The organism is Candidatus Tisiphia endosymbiont of Melanophora roralis (assembly GCF_964026575.1).
Classification (GTDB): Bacteria; Pseudomonadota; Alphaproteobacteria; order Rickettsiales; family Rickettsiaceae; genus Tisiphia.
In genome coordinates, this window is the sequence record NZ_OZ032161.1 from 1,373,332 (window position 1) to 1,389,110 (window position 15,779).

A 15,779-nucleotide genomic window follows, 5' to 3' on the forward strand; every position below is an offset into this window, starting at 1 on the left:
ATATTTATTATATAGTTTTTATTTTTAACGTTTTTGATATATACCTAGTAATATTGGTTCTTGGAAGATAATAATTTTATGATAAGAAAAGTAATTATATTTACTGTCATTACTATTTCGTTGTTAGTATGTACTATAGTAGTTGCGGTGAACTTTGTTGATTATAGTTCCGCTAGTAATAGTCTTGTTAATGAATTAAAAATTTCTCCTCAGAATCTAAAAAAAATTAAAATAATTAAATTTCCCATACCTTATTTGATTATTGATCACATAAAAGAGGAAGGGAAGTTAGAATTAGAAAATATAGAAATTCACTTTGTCCCATGGTCACTATTAATTTTCAGACCAAGAATTAGTGCTGTAACCGTATATAGTGCCACAATATATTCAGATGAACAAGATTTTGACATTATAAACCATGATAGGCTAGTTAGTTCATTTATAACAAATGATATAATGGATATAAATTTTAATGTTAAAAATCTGAGTATTCTAAATAAAAATAACCAACCTATTCTTACTTTAAATAATTGCTCTTTATTTAAAAATAACTCTATTGCTAATAGCACTTCATTCAAAGGGGATGGAGGATATGTAGGAAATTTATCTGGGTTTTTTGAAAAAAAGACCAACCAAATAAATTTCGATCTTACTATCTCTAATGATGATTATAATTTTCACTTGCTAGAAACCTATATAGACTCTAAACTAATAAATGGCAAAGCAGAATATTTAATACAAAATTTAGCTGATATATTACATATTCTAGTGCCAGATTTAGATTCTTTATTTAGAAGATTTAATCAGAATGAAAAGGTAAATATAAAATTTGATATCTTACCTACTGGGCAACTGCTCAAGCTAGAAAATGTAACCATAGACTCTAATTCGCTTGTAGGTAATGGAGGGGTATATTTGAGCAGAAGTGACAATGTTACTAGTATAATAAAATTATATTTTCCTAAAATAGACGTAAAATCACTTATCACTTCATCAAACAATATTAACCAATTTAGTGATTCAGTTTTTGGATTAAGACTTATCTTTGATAATAAATCAATCATGACGAATGTTTTAGTTGACCAAATAATATTATGTAACGATGAGATATTAAATAATACTAAACTTTCATTTAATTTAGATAAAGGGGTATTAGTGGTCAATGATTTTTCTGGTACAATAAAATCCGGAGGAAATTTTCAATTGATAGGTAATGTAACCCAAAACTCAGTACGAAGTATATTTGATGGCACAATTCACTTGCAACATAATGACCTTAATTCTGTGTTAAATACTTTAGGTTACAAACAAGCAGCTAGTAAAAAACCTACAGCTTTTATTTTATCTTCAGATTTAAAACTAACTTTAATAGATGTTTATTTACAAAACCTTATGTTAAAAACTGACAACACTAAAGTTACAGGTAATATTACTGCTAGATTTATTGGTTCTATGCCGCATTTTATAGCGACCCTTGACTTTTCCTCGATTGATTTAAATAGAGACGATTACCCGATAATCTCACCAATGATCAAATTTGCTAAAAGTTTGTCAGAGAATATGAAAGATGACTCATACTTAACTAAATATATTCCAATTAGGACAGCTGATTATTTAGGTAATTTTGATATTACTATAAATGATCTGCTTATAGGAAATAATTCATTTGGCAAAGCATATATTTTAGCAAATGTCTCACCAAGTAATATTGGAATTAGTAATCTTGATATAAGAAGCAATAGTGATTACATCAATCTTAGTGCTAGTTTGTTAGCAAGTAACATTAAACCGCAATTAACAGTTACAATAAATGATGGCTCTCTTAATGTTAACTTTTTAACCCCTAAATCTTTACTTAATCTGCGAAATAACTTATTGAATGAATTTGACGTAGAAAAAATAGAGTTAAAATTAAATTGTGCATTATCAAAAATAATTCAGAATGATCTAGTATTACAAAATGTTAAACTTGCTTTAGCAAATAATAATGCTTTATTTAAGATCGATAACCTTGAAGCAAATCTACTTTCTGGTAAATTAAAAGCAGAAGGTAATATTTTATTAAATCCATATACTCTGAACTTTGTTTATGCACTTAATTCTATTGATTTAGCTCAATTATCTAATGTTTTGCCAAGAGGATTACTAGACAATTACGGTGGAGTGAGCATAAATGGAACAGTTGCTACTCATGGCAATAGTTTAAAAGAATTATTGTATGAGCTTAACACTCAATCAGAATTTGTAGTAAAAAATGCCAAGATTAGTAACTTCTCTGTTGATTCATTGATAGAAAAAATTAATAATAAAGACTATAGTCTAAAGTATTTAAAAGATGATTTAGCAAAATCTATGTATCAGGGGCAAACTGAATTGAATAGTTTGCGTGGTAATCTTCAGTTAAAAAATGGAATAGTTACAATGAAAGACTTAGTATTTAATACAAAATATGCTAGCGGAGTTGCATCATTAGCTATAAATATATATAATTTGGATATGGTATTATCTTCAATATTATCTTTCTATATAGTAGACTTAAATCCTAATATAAATAATTCTAGTAATCAAAATACTCCTATAAATTTTACAATAAAAACCTCAGGCACTATATTAGATCCCATAAAAACGTCAGATGAGACTGAACTAAGAAAGGCTTTAGAGAACAGAAGGAAATCCAATTAAAGGAGAATAAATGTTATTATTAAGAATTCTAAAAGATTATAGGCTATTCGAAATATTGGTTCTTGGGGCAATTAGTGGCATGCCACTAGCTATATTATTCACTAGCTTAGTTGCTTGGCTTAAAGATTCTAATATTGATATTGCAATTATTACCACTTTTGCCGTTGCAAGACTATCCTATTCGCTAAAAGTTTTTTGGTCTCCTTTGGTAGATTATTTTAATATACCATTATTAAAGAAATTTGGTCATAGAAAAAGTTGGCTGATACTTTGTACTATACTAATATCTTTAGTACTATTCACTATGAGTACAATTTTACCTAATGAATCATTAACTTTACTATATTTTCTTACTATTTGCCTTGGTTTCTTGTCAGCAACATTTGATATTAGTGTTGATGCACTTAGAATAGATAAATTTGATCAGGAAACCCAAGCTATAGCAAGTGCTACAGCAGTATTAGGCTATAGACTTGGCATGCTGATTACTGGAGCTGGGGCTTTGTATTTTGCTGAAGCCACAAGTGATTGGTCAGCTACATTTGTGGCTATGAGTATAATTTTTGTTGTAGCAACAATTTTTATAATTACTGTCAATGAACCTACATTATTACGAGAAAGTGTTGATATTTTATCTTTATTGTCACTAACAAAAATAGTAATTAACCCTTTTAAGGACTTCCTTGTTAGGAAATATGCCGTTACTATTTTACTAGCAGTAATATTCTTTAAATTAGGCGATGCTATGCTTGGTGTAGTATGTATGCCATTTTATATGGAACTTGGTTATACAAAGGGACAGATAGCACTGATTACTAAATTTTATGGGGTACTAGCTACACTTGCTGGGTCTTTTGCTGGTGGAATAGTTGTATACCAACTTGGAAATTTTAGAGGACTGATTATAACGGGAATTATACAAAGTATCACGCATTTCGCATTTATTTGGTTAAATCATCAACCAGTAAGTTCTGAAGCTCTCTTCATTGCTATTACTATAGAAAATTTTGCTGGAGCTATGGGGGCTACTGCTCTTGTTGGGTATGTTAGCATATTGTGTAACAAACAATATTCTGCATCGCAATATGCTTTGCTCAGCAGTAGTGCTAGTTTATTTAATAACACAGTCACCGTTTATGGTGGTAGCCTAGTAAAAATGTTGGGTTGGGATAATTTTTTTATCTTAACAATAATTCTAGCTTTGCCAGGACTTATAATATTGTTCTATCTTAATAACAAGATTTCTAAAACGTAAAATTATGTTAATACGATTATTGCTATTTTTTACTTGCGTAATAACATTCAGTACAAACCTACGTCCTGTTTATGCTGCAAAAAAACTTGTGTCTTCGCCAACTCAAACAAGTCTTGTCGTAGATTACAATACTGGTAGAATACTGCACGATAAAAATTCTACTACTAGAATATATCCGGCTTCATTGACAAAATTAATGACCTTGTATTTGTTATTTGAAGCGGTAGAATCTGGCAGGTTATCAATGAATCAAAGATTATATGTTTCAAAAAACGCAGAGAAAATGTTGCCCTGCAAATTAGGGCTTAAAGAAAAAGAAACTATTACTGTAAGAGAAGCTATTTTAGGTCTAATTATTAGATCAGCAAACGATGCAGCTATGGTAGTAGCTGAAAATATTAAAGGTACTGAAGAAAATTTTGCTCGTTTGATGAATATTCGTGCTAGACAACTTGGTATGAAAGATACTTATTTTAAAAACGCTTCTGGATGGCATCATCCTTGTCAGAAAACTACGGCTAGAGATCTTGCTAAACTATCTATAGCTATTAAGCGAGATTTCCCTAAATATTATGCTTTCTTCTCTAGAAACAACTTTGTTTTTAGAGGCAATATTGTACGAGGACATAATAAAGTAAATGAAACTTATGAAGGAGTTGAAGGGTTGAAAACTGGTTATACCATTCCAGCCGGCTATAACTTGATTACTGCAGCAACTAGACAAAATAAATCTTTGGTTGCTATTGTTACTGGTGGTAAATCTGCTGAGTCTAGAAATATGCAAATGGTAAAACTATTAGATACCCATTTTGACCAGCCTAGAAATAATAAGACTATGGTTGATAAATTGATAGTCAAGACAACAGTACCATCAAGAACATATGGTAAGAAAACAAAATCAACTAAAGTTGCTACAAATCTTAAAGTAAGAAACAGAAAAAAACTATAGAAATATTATGAAAAATGTTGCTGTAATTATTTCAGGTTGTGGATATTTAGATGGGGCTGAAATCTTTGAAACAGTTTTTACATTATTGGAACTTGATAAGCATAATGTAAATGTAAAAATTTTTGCTCCTAATAAAAATCAATATTATGTGATTAACCATCTAACTCAAGAAAAAATGTTAGAGGAACGTAATATATTGGTTGAATCAGCACGCATTGCTCGTGGTAAAATCCAACCATTAAATCAAATACGTGCTGAAGATTTTGATGCTTTAATATTACCGGGTGGGTTTGGTGCTGCACTAAATTTGTCTAATATAGGACTTAAAAATGAAAATGCTACAGTAGCAAAAGACTTACAGGAAATAATAGTAGGCTTTTATAATTTATCAAAACCAATTGGAGCTATATGTATTGCTCCTGCTTTACTTGCTATAGTCTTAAGAAATCATACAAAAATTAAGGTTACCCTTGGAGAATCAAATGATCTGATAAATAAGCTAGGAGCAACAGAAGAAACTTGTAATGCTCAAGATATAGTCGTGGACGAAGATAATAGATTGGTTACTACTCCTGCTTTTATGTTAAATGCTCCTTTAGCACAAATACATAAAGGTATTAAGGGTTTAGTAATTAAAGTGCTGCAAATGTGTACTAATATCTGAAATGTAAGCTATTTTATAAAAGACAATTGGTATTAAATAAGGAAGATATAAGCCAATATGAATAGATTAATACAAGCAGATGAGGTGTCTCAAACTCGTCTAACTAGAGAACAAAAAGAGGCTGTCGGATTACTTTCAATCGGTACATTTCTAGAGTATTTTGATTTGATGCTCTATATACATATGGCGGTAATTCTTAATGAGCTTTTTTTCCCGGAATATGATCCCTATGCAGCACAATTACTTTCAGCCTTTGCTCTTTGTACCACATATTTATTAAGACCTATTGGGGCGTTAATTTTTGGATGGATTGGTGATACTATAGGGCGTAAAGTAACTGTTATTATTACTACTTTTATGATGGCATTTTCTTGTATTATTATTGCTAGTTTGCCAACTTATGCTGAAATAGGTATTACTGCTGCTGTGATTGTGTCAATATGTCGTATTATACAAGGCATGACTTCCATGGGAGAAATAATAGGGGCAGAATTATATTTGACTGAAACTATAAAACGTCCACAACAATATATGTCTGTAGCATTAATAAGTTTTTTTGCTGTGTTAGGGGCAACCTTTGCTTTGGGCGTTGCATTTATTTCTACCTCTTACAACTTCAATTGGCGTTATGCTTTTTGGTTTGGTGCATTGGTTGCGTTAGTCGGTTCAGTAGCTAGAACAACTCTACGAGAAACACCAGAATTTGCTGACGCAAAACGACGAATGAAAATGATTTTTACAGATATTAATGAGAATACTAGTATATTGGAAAAGAATCCTATTTGGACAGAAAAAGTTAATAAAGTAACAGCTTTATCTTTGTTTTTAATACACTGTGCTTGGCCAGTATGTTTTTATTTAACATTTATTCATTGCGGAGAGATTCTTAGAAATAATTTTGGTTATACGGCTGAACAAGTTATTTATCAAAATTTCTTTGTTTCAATAGTAGAAATGTTAGGGAATTTATCATTGATATATTTAGGTTATTACGTATACCCCCTAATGATTTTAAAAATTAGAATGGTAATTTTTTGGGTTCTTATTCTAGTTTGCCTATACTTATTGAGTCATGCTAGAACACCTTTTGATATTTTTCTGTTCCAAGCATTTATTATATTGATTATACCTGGTTTAACACCAGCCCATTCAATTTTATTTATATATTTCCCTGTTTTTAAACGCTTCACATATGTTAGTTTTTTATATGCTATATCTAATACTATTATGTATATTATCACATCTTTTGGGCTTATTTATTTAACAAAATATTTAGGTAATTATGGATTGCTGATTATTATAATTCCAGTCATGATAGGATATAGCTTTGGCATATTGCATTTTGAAAAATTAGAGAAAGCAGCTGGAAACTATCCGAAAAAGAAAAAATGGTTTCTCTTAATGAATTAGGTGGTGTCTATTAAAAAAGATTTAATTTTTGTTGGTGTAGTATCATCAGTACACGGAGTGCAGGGTAATGTTTATGTCAAATCTTTTACTATGCCAAATACTAATATCATTAAAATGAATTTGGTGGATGAATTAGGAAAAAAAATTATCCTTAAACTCATTAGTCAAAATTCTAAAGGTGATATAATATGTAGATTTAACAAAATTAATAATAGGACATTAGCTGAAGGATTAAAGGGATGTAAGCTTTTTTGTCATAGGCACGATTTCCCTTCATTAAGTGAAGATGAATTTTATATTGAAGACTTAAGAGGCTTACTGGTACTAGATACCAATTTGGTGGCTATAGGAAAAATTACAAATGTTTTTAATTTTAAAGCAGGTGATATCATTGAAATCGAGTTTGTCAGCAATAAAAAAGTAGAATTATTTCCTTTTAACAAGCAATTTTTCCCAGTAGTGACGAAAGAGCATGCTATTTTAGCAAAGATTTAACTATAGCAATTAGTCCTCATTACGTCGTTCTGATCTCTTTCGGTCATTAGGGTTTAATACTGCCTTACGAAGCCGGATTGATTTAGGAGTAACTTCTACTCTTTCATCATTTTGGATATAGCTGATAGATTGTTCTAACGTCATAATGACTGGTGGGATAAGACGCATAGCTTCATCTTTGCCAGAAGCTCTGACATTTGATAATTGTTTGGCTTTCAGAGGATTTACCTCTAGGTCATTATCCCGATTATGTTCGCCTATAATCATTCCCTGGTATACTAGTTCATTAGGGTTTATAAACATTTTTCCACGCTCTTCAAGATTCCATAGAGCATAGGCAACAGATTCACCATCCCCATTAGAAATTAATACTCCATTACGTCTTCCTTCAATAACCCCTTTATATGAGCCATAACTATGAAAAACACGGTTCATAACACCTGTACCTCGAGTTTCGGTTAGAAACTGACCGTGGTAACCAATAAGACCGCGTGATGGTCCTAAAAATGTGACTCTAGTTTTACCGCCACCAGATGGACGCATATCAGTCATTTCTGCTTTACGTATTGCTAAGGATTTAACAACAACTCCAACAAAATCATCATCAACATCAACTTGGATTTCTTCAATTGGTTCTAATCTTTTTCCCTGTTCATCCTCTTTGAATAATACACGTGGTCTGCTGATTGATAGTTCAAAACCTTCACGTCGCATAGTTTCAATTAATATTCCTAATTGTAACTCACCACGACCTGCAACTTGAAAAGCATCTTTTTCTTCCGTTTGACTGACATGTATTGCCACATTACTTTCGATCTCTCTCATCAATCTATCACCTAAAACTCGTGATGTAAGCTTTGATCCTTCCCGTCCAGCAAGAGGAGAGTCATTTACTCCAAAGGTCATAGATAATGTTGGTGGATCTATAGGTAAGGAAGGGAGTGCTAGCATTATTTCAGGGTCACAGATAGTATCAGCTACCGTAGCGTTTTGGATTCCAGCAATAGCAATGATATCCCCTGCATATGCTACATCGACAGCTACGCGTTCCAATCCTCGGAATGACAGTATTTTACTTATTCTAGCATTTTCAATTACCATATTATCGCGATTAAGTATTTTAACATTTTGGTTGATCTTAACCGTACCGCTCTGCACTAGACCGGTAAATACACGACCAAAATATGAGTTATATTCTCTAGTAGTAACAAGCATAGAAAAAGGCAGGTTGCTATCAGCAACAGGAGCAGGTACATGAGATACTATCAAATCAAAAAGAGGAGAAAGATCTTTTTGCTGATCTTCTAGATGGAGCGATGCCCAACCGCTACGTCCCGAAGCATAGATAATTGGGAAATCTAGTTGTTCATTAGTTGCCTCTAATGCCATAAATAATTCAAATACTTCATCAACTACTTCACTTACTCTTCTATCAGGACGGTCGATTTTATTGATAACAACAATTGGTTTCAAACCAAGTTTTAGAGCTTTTGACAGCACAAATTTTGTCTGAGGCATTGTACCTTCAGAAGAATCAACTAGTAATACAACTCCATCTACCATAGTAAGAATGCGTTCTACCTCACCACCAAAATCAGCGTGACCAGGAGTATCAACTATATTGATACGGATATTTTCCCACATAAGGGAGGTACATTTGGCTAAAATAGTTATACCACGTTCGCGTTCAAGGTCATTTGAATCCATAGCACGTTCTGCTACTGCTTGGTTTTCTCGGAAAGTCCCACTTTGTTTAAGCATATTATCAACTAGAGTAGTTTTACCATGATCAACGTGGGCGATAATAGCAATATTGCGAATAGCAAACATCAAAAACCTTTAATATATTTTTAGATGTGCATTATAGAGCAAAATATATCAAATTGGAATAGAGTTCTTGTGTTATAGTGAATTCAGTTGAATTAGCAACAACGTTGCTCATCGTTAGAAACTCTAGGAACTAAATCACCTGAAAAAATTAAAAAAATAGTAGAAGAAACTGTAATACATTTTTTAACTTTAGCTATGCATTTAAAAATACCAACAGTAACAAAACAAATTATTACATTATGTTGTCAACATTTATCTATACCTCTACACGCAGGGCAGTTTAAAAGTCCCAACTAATGATAGAAAATACTAAATTATAGAAATAAATAGTTGTCATCGCGAGCCACAAAGTGGCGCATAGGCGTCAACTTAAGAGCGTAATGATTGAGCATGTATAAGCAAATCAAACCTAAACGTCATTGCGAGAAGCCGCTGCAAGCGGCGACGCGGCAATCTAAGATACGCGAAGCGTTACTCTAAAAAACAGCTTCGCTGTTTATCTGGATCGCCACGGCATCTAACGAGCCTTGCTATGACGGCTGTGTTTAATTTGTTTATACCTGTTCAATCATTACGCTCTTAAGTTGACGCCTATGTGTCTACACGGGGCTTTTGTGGATAATTCCCAGTCTTTTTCTCCAATTTTTCAAAATGAAATAGTCCGAATGCAAAACCTATGCAAATTGGAAGCAATATAATCATTATCCCCCAATGATGCCAATATTCAGTTAAGTAAATAATTGAAAAAGAGGGAACTACATACATTAAAGCACGAGATATGGCAAAGGTAAGACTAGCACAACTAAAACGTTTAAAGACAGGAAAATGTTTATAAAAGATTGACAATCCTATGTCAGGACCGGTAGGCACAAATAACACAATAAATAATTGCATTAAGAATACATCAAATAGGCTATTAATGTTATTTAATAAATAAGGGCAAGCTAAAATAAATACACCAAATATCAATAACAAGGTTTTTACAATTTTTAACGGATATATTTTATAACTTAAATATGTTAATACCAAAGTGCTTAAGAAGGAAAATATTGAGATAATAAAATTTTGATGAATGACTTGTTCAGCACTATAGCCAAAAGAAGTTTTTAAAATATTTCCGCAATAAATATAAGCAAAATAAAAACACACGGGACACATACATTCTATTAAGAACAAGGCTATTACTGTTACTTTATTAGCTTTTTCCTTCCATATCGGGTTGTTTTCCAGTTTTTTGAGATCTATGCCGGCAACATTTGAAGCCTGCTGAAGAGTTTTTTTTAGTTGACGTTTGGTATTAGCAAATTCCGGCGTTTCTCTAAGACTCCTTCTAGCTACTGTACCAGCCAGTGCTACACTCGCTCCCATCCAAAATGCTATACGCCAATTAAATCCATAGGAGGTCACTAAAGATGCTATTCCTAAAGCAACAACTCCTCCTAAAGTAGCAAAAATCGCAACTGATGAAACAGCTGGGTACTGGATTGGTGGATTTATAAGTTCAGTTAAATAAAGTTTTGCTCCTATTGTTTCCCCCATAGAGGACATTCCTTGTATTATACGGCATATGGTGAGCAACCAAGGAGCTGTAATACCTATTTGGGCATAGGTAGGTAGATTAGCTATTATAAGACATGATAAAGCCATTATAAAAGTCGTGATGATAACGGTATTCTTACGCCCTATATTATCACCTATCCAACCAAAAATTAATGCACCAACCGGTCGAAAAACAAAGCTAGAACAGAAAGCTGTAGCATAGTAAATTGCTGTATTATGTGGATCATATTTTGGGAAAAATAGCTCATTAAGAAATACTGCCATATGAACATATAACATCAGGTCAAAATACTCTAGGAATGTCCCGACTGAAAGCAATCCGACAGCTTCTTTTTGTTTCCTTGTTAAACCTTTTTGTTCTTTATAGCTCCCTATCATTTATTCACCTTATAATTTTAATAGTACTATAAATATTGATGATTTGGTTAATTAATAGCAAGAAAAAATGATATAGTAACCTGACTTCGATGTAACTTGTTACATCGAAGTCAGTATTATATTATAGAAACAATCAGGCTTGAAGCGGCTGCCCACCTGATTGTTAAAATATAATACTCCATTCAATATGTGATTTTAATAATTAAAATCACATATTGAATGATGAAAAAAGTTAAAATGCACCCGCGTCAGCCGCTTCAAGAGTGCATTTTTCCTTATAACAAAGCCAGTTCTATATAAGAATTATTAATTCTTATATAGAACTGAGGTTATAGTAGGCTAAAATAATTAAACTATTAGTGTAACAATATACTAGTACTTAATACAACCTAAAAGTTCGAGTGGAGATTTCTTTGACATAATTCAACTGAATTCACTATAAGTGCATATTTGAAGTAATTAGTATTTTAAATTATAGATTCTATATTTGCTATCTTACAGCTATTAGCCAAATTATTATCTAGAGTAGCAATGCTTGCTTCAAGGCGTAGGGATAATTCAAGGTAAGAAGCATCATAAGACGTTAGATCATATTTAGTTGCAATCCTTGCTATTATATGTAGAGATTCAGGGCTAGAGCAAAATTTATCAATATTAATAGGAAGAGTATTTAAGAGGTGTAAATACTCTTCATAATTACTTTTAGTAATACGTTGTTTTTTTAAGGATGATATAAGCACATTGTTACATTCTAAAAAAAAGACAGCAGGGACAAATATATTATATTCTTTGTTAGAAATTTGATGGTAAATGTTATCGACCTTAAGCTGCTGCTCATCCGGTAAAATCGATGACATGATGAATGAACAATCTACTACTAAATTCATTTTCTACCAAGATTTTTCATTTTAATAACATCATCTATAGAGCCAAGAGGACTACGTTTTTTAAGTTCAGCAAGCTTTTTAAATAGATCATCAAATCTTTGGGAATAATATTTAGCTACAGATATAACAAAAGCTACCTCTTTCCCTCTGTTTGTTATGCATAATTCTTCACCTGCTTCTACTTCTTTTATTAGCTCCGTTAAGTGAGTTTTTGTTTTAAACATACCAACTATTCTCATGAATCCTCTTTAATAAACCAGTTAACTTAACTAGTTTATCATATTTTAATAAGCAATGCAATACACTAATAACAGCGATGAATCTATTTCATTTTACTTAAATAATCTTAATAATTTGCTTGCAAAAATTTTAAAATCAATTTATTAAGTTCTGAGTTTTTGGGTTCAAGAAGAATAAAAAATAAATATAAGAGAACAACAGATGTTAAAAATAAAACAGGCAAGATTAAGCCTTCTCCCTTTAAATTTTAGCATAGCAGAAGATAAACAGGTAATGAATACTCCGGATGCTGAACAACTAGAAGTTAAGCAGCAAGAGGATTTTTTGGAGAAAAAAACTCAATCTAATAAGATGTTATTATGTATTGATTGGGATGGAACAATAGTAAAAGGCTCTCTACACAATACTCTTTATTTTACTTTTCTCAATCATAAGGATTGTGTAGATCAATTTCTAGCAGATGAAACAAAAAATTGGAAAAACAAAGAGCTATTAGTAGAATTTTTACAAAAAACATTAACTATAGGATGTCATATAGCTATTGTATCTTTTGGCTCATATCCTGATTGGATCAAATACGCTCTTGAACAACTTTTAGGATCGACTCTATCGAAAGAAATTTTTGTAGTGTCGTATCTTCCTAAAAATGGCTATGAAGGTAAACAGGAGCATATAGAAAAAGCCAAGAAGCATTTTGGTGTTTATAAGAATGAGCAAGTTGTTTTAATGGATAATGAGTTAAATTATGTGGCTATCTCAAAGGAAAATGGTATGCATGGAATACATGTTACCGAAGAGGGTAGTGAGTATTTAAATGAAGCTTCTGAGATAGTTACAGCACAAGAACAAAAAGAAAATCAAATACAGACTAACTTTGATCAGTTAACAGAGAGTACATTAGAACTGTTGGGTGAAGAACCTTCCCTAATAAACTTTTATGACATATTATAGGGATTATACTATTTTGCTTTGAAGAAAAGACAATAGCAAAACTTCTAGGACTCCTAGTATAATTTTCATCAAAACTAAGGATTATTTCTCCCATTTTTTTTAAAGCTTTGTTATAATCATTCCAGTTACGAACCTTTTTTATAGATGGTATACTACTCGTAGGATCATTTGAGTATACCGCTAGAGTCTTGGATAATGACGACGCAATTTTTGGTTTTCTATTCTAGAGTATATAAGTATACTTTTGATGAGTTTTTTATCATTCTATTCAATTTCTAGGTTCATAACAACCTATTTTGACTATCCACGTTAGTAATACCTCCTCACGAAAGCAGGAACGTCCATATATGGCATCCTAGGCTATTAAACCGATGTCTTACATCAAACTAAGGTTATATACCTACTTAAACTTGTACATTTGGTTAATTTATGAAGTCGTATACTTTTAAAGAGCATTTTTTAGAGCTAAAGGCTAGGTTCTTACGAGTATTTGCTGCATTCATTATTGGTTTTATTATTTGTTATTGTTTTAGTAGCGATATATATAACATTTTATTAGAGCCACTTGCAGAATTAGATCATGCTGATATAAGGAAAGTGATCTATACTGGTCTTACTGAAGCATTCTTTACTTATATAAAACTTGCAGCTTTTGTTTCTTTTGTCATGATTATGCCAATTATCGCTATAGAATGTTTTTTATTTATAAGACCTGGGTTATACTCAGGTGAGAAGAAATATGCTGCTTTTATTCTTTTTATGTCGCCTGTTTTGTTTTGGTGTGGGAGCATCTTTGTATTTTATTTTGTTATGCCGCGTGCATGGCAATTTTTTCTAAGCTTTGAAGATAATAACGCTATTATTCCACTAATTCTAGAAGCTAGAATTAGTGAATATTTAAACTTAGTAATTCAGTTAATTATTGCGTTTGGTATAGCTTTCCAATTACCAATTATTATGTTAATATTAAATTTATTAAAAATATTAACAGCAAAAGACTTAGTGGACAAAAGAAGATCGTCTATAGTAATTATTTTTATTATTGCTGGTATTTTAACTCCACCGGATGTGCTTAGCCAATTTGCCCTTGCAATACCAATGCTTTTATTATATGAAACTTCAATTATTATGTGTAAATTTGTAGAAAATCGAGGAAGTTAAATGTTAGATATAAAGTGGATTAGGGAGAACAAGCAGGAATTTGATGATCTACTTATCAAAAGGGGGATTTCCCCAATGTCCGATAAAATTACTAAACTAGATGAAAGCAAGCGCCAGCTAACTAATCTTATTCAGCAATTTCAGCATGCAAGAAGGAAAAAATCTAGGGATCTAGGCAACATGCCTAACAAATTTAGTAAAGAATTTGAAGAAATAAAGCGTGATGTGGATCACATAAATGAGAAACTGGAAGAACTGAATTTAAAATTAAATAGTAATCACCAGTTAAACGATATGTTGGAGGTATTGCCAAACCTTCCTGATCCTGATGTACCATATGGCACTGATGGCAGTATGAATAAACTGCTTAAAACAGTAGGAGACATTACAACAAAACCATCTCCTCCATTACCTAAGCAGCATTTTGAACTTGGTGAAAGTTTAGGTATGATGGATTTTGTCCGTACTGCTAAAATGTCTGGTAGTAGGTTTGTGACTCTAAAGGGAGATTTAGCAAAGCTAGAACGTGCATTGATTAATTTTATGATTGATACACATACTCAAGAATTTGATTTTACTGAACTATCTCCTCCATCTTTGGTGCGACCAGCTGCTATGTATAATAGTGGTCAATTGCCAAAATTTGCAGAAGAGTCGTTTGAAACGGTGAATAATTACAGGTTAATTCCAACAGGCGAAGTACCTCTCGTTAATATGGTAGCCGATACCATAATAGCTAGGGAAGAATTGCCTATACGTTATGTTGCTTACACACCCTGTTACAGATCAGAATCTGGAAGTAGTGGTAGAGATACTAGAGGTATGATACGTATGCACCAGTTTGGTAAAGTTGAGTTGGTTACAATAACTACTGCAGAAGAATCTCAGCGTGAACATGAATATATAACTAATGCAGCTGAAACCATTCTAAAAAAACTTGATCTACCATATAGAGTTATGTTGCTTTGTACTGGAGATATGGGATTTACTGCCAAGAAAACCTATGATTTGGAAGTATGGTTGCCTGGTCAAAATCTATACCGTGAGATTTCAAGTTGTTCTAATTGTGGAGATTTTCAGGCTAGAAGGATGAAAGCTAGATATAAAGAATTTGGTAGCAACGAAACCACTTTTGTCCATACTTTGAATGGTTCTGGTTTACCAATTGGTAGGACAATAATCGCAATTCTAGAAAATTATCAAAATGCAGATGGTTCAATAACAGTTCCAGATATTTTGGTGAGTTACATGGGTGGGTTGGAGCGAATTCATACCACTAAAGAGTATAAATAACATGTATTTGATGATAGGTATTAT

The 15,779-nt window shown here is 32.1% G+C and carries 12 protein-coding genes and 1 pseudogene; 9 read left to right on the forward strand and 4 right to left on the reverse strand.

Annotated features, from left to right (window positions below):
* Positions 1-78: 78 nt before the first annotated feature.
* From AAGD53_RS06680 to rimM, 6 genes are read left to right on the forward strand one after another with little or no spacing between them, the layout of a single operon-like run.
* A complete protein-coding gene (locus tag AAGD53_RS06680) occupies positions 79-2,682 on the forward strand; it encodes an AsmA-like C-terminal region-containing protein (RefSeq protein ID WP_341762656.1) in 2,604 nt (867 codons plus the stop codon).
* Positions 2,683-2,692: 10 nt separating this feature from the next.
* The gene (locus AAGD53_RS06685) at positions 2,693-3,937 is read left to right on the forward strand and encodes an AmpG family muropeptide MFS transporter (RefSeq protein ID WP_341762657.1); all 1,245 of its coding nucleotides are present in this window, start codon (positions 2,693-2,695) and stop codon (positions 3,935-3,937) included.
* A gap of 4 nt (positions 3,938-3,941) precedes the next feature.
* Positions 3,942-4,886: a D-alanyl-D-alanine carboxypeptidase family protein gene (locus AAGD53_RS06690; RefSeq protein ID WP_341762658.1), complete on the forward strand. Its 945-nt coding sequence runs from the start codon at positions 3,942-3,944 to the stop codon at positions 4,884-4,886.
* A 7-nt stretch (positions 4,887-4,893) separates the two neighbouring features.
* Positions 4,894-5,550 (forward strand): isoprenoid biosynthesis glyoxalase ElbB, encoded by a 657-nt coding sequence (gene elbB / locus AAGD53_RS06695; protein ID WP_341762659.1) that lies wholly within the window; start codon positions 4,894-4,896, stop codon positions 5,548-5,550.
* 57 nt (positions 5,551-5,607) lie between these two features.
* The gene (locus AAGD53_RS06700) at positions 5,608-6,960 is read left to right on the forward strand and encodes an MFS transporter (protein ID WP_341762660.1); all 1,353 of its coding nucleotides are present in this window, start codon (positions 5,608-5,610) and stop codon (positions 6,958-6,960) included.
* A 3-nt stretch (positions 6,961-6,963) separates the two neighbouring features.
* Positions 6,964-7,455 (forward strand): ribosome maturation factor RimM, encoded by a 492-nt coding sequence (gene rimM / locus AAGD53_RS06705; RefSeq protein WP_341761628.1) that lies wholly within the window; start codon positions 6,964-6,966, stop codon positions 7,453-7,455.
* A gap of 9 nt (positions 7,456-7,464) precedes the next feature.
* Here rimM and typA read toward each other — a convergent pair whose 3' ends face one another.
* The 4 genes from typA to AAGD53_RS06725 all read right to left on the reverse strand — a co-directional run bounded on the left by typA (position 7,465) and on the right by AAGD53_RS06725 (position 12,334).
* Positions 7,465-9,285 (reverse strand): translational GTPase TypA, encoded by a 1,821-nt coding sequence (gene typA / locus AAGD53_RS06710; protein ID WP_341762661.1) that lies wholly within the window; start codon positions 9,283-9,285, stop codon positions 7,465-7,467.
* 591 nt (positions 9,286-9,876) lie between these two features.
* A complete protein-coding gene (locus AAGD53_RS06715; RefSeq protein WP_341762662.1) occupies positions 9,877-11,223 on the reverse strand; it encodes an MFS transporter in 1,347 nt (448 codons plus the stop codon).
* Between the two features lie 467 nt (positions 11,224-11,690).
* The gene (locus AAGD53_RS06720) at positions 11,691-12,110 is read right to left on the reverse strand and encodes a type II toxin-antitoxin system VapC family toxin (RefSeq protein ID WP_341762663.1); all 420 of its coding nucleotides are present in this window, start codon (positions 12,108-12,110) and stop codon (positions 11,691-11,693) included.
* The gene (locus AAGD53_RS06725) at positions 12,107-12,334 is read right to left on the reverse strand and encodes a type II toxin-antitoxin system Phd/YefM family antitoxin (protein ID WP_341762664.1); all 228 of its coding nucleotides are present in this window, start codon (positions 12,332-12,334) and stop codon (positions 12,107-12,109) included. The genes AAGD53_RS06720 and AAGD53_RS06725 overlap by 4 nt, the downstream gene beginning before the upstream one ends.
* Before the next feature lie 217 nt (positions 12,335-12,551).
* Between AAGD53_RS06725 and AAGD53_RS06730 the strand changes: the two genes are divergently transcribed.
* The 3 genes and pseudogenes from AAGD53_RS06730 to serS all read left to right on the forward strand — a co-directional run bounded on the left by AAGD53_RS06730 (position 12,552) and on the right by serS (position 15,755).
* The gene (locus AAGD53_RS06730; protein ID WP_341762665.1) at positions 12,552-13,301 is read left to right on the forward strand and encodes a hypothetical protein; all 750 of its coding nucleotides are present in this window, start codon (positions 12,552-12,554) and stop codon (positions 13,299-13,301) included.
* 429 nt (positions 13,302-13,730) lie between these two features.
* A pseudogene (gene tatC / locus AAGD53_RS06735) lies at positions 13,731-14,485 on the forward strand (twin-arginine translocase subunit TatC).
* Positions 14,463-15,755, forward strand: a complete 1,293-nt coding sequence (serS, locus tag AAGD53_RS06740; protein ID WP_341761635.1) for a serine--tRNA ligase — start codon at positions 14,463-14,465, stop codon at positions 15,753-15,755. The pseudogene tatC and the gene serS overlap by 23 nt, the downstream one beginning before the upstream one ends.
* Positions 15,756-15,779: the final 24 nt, after the last annotated feature.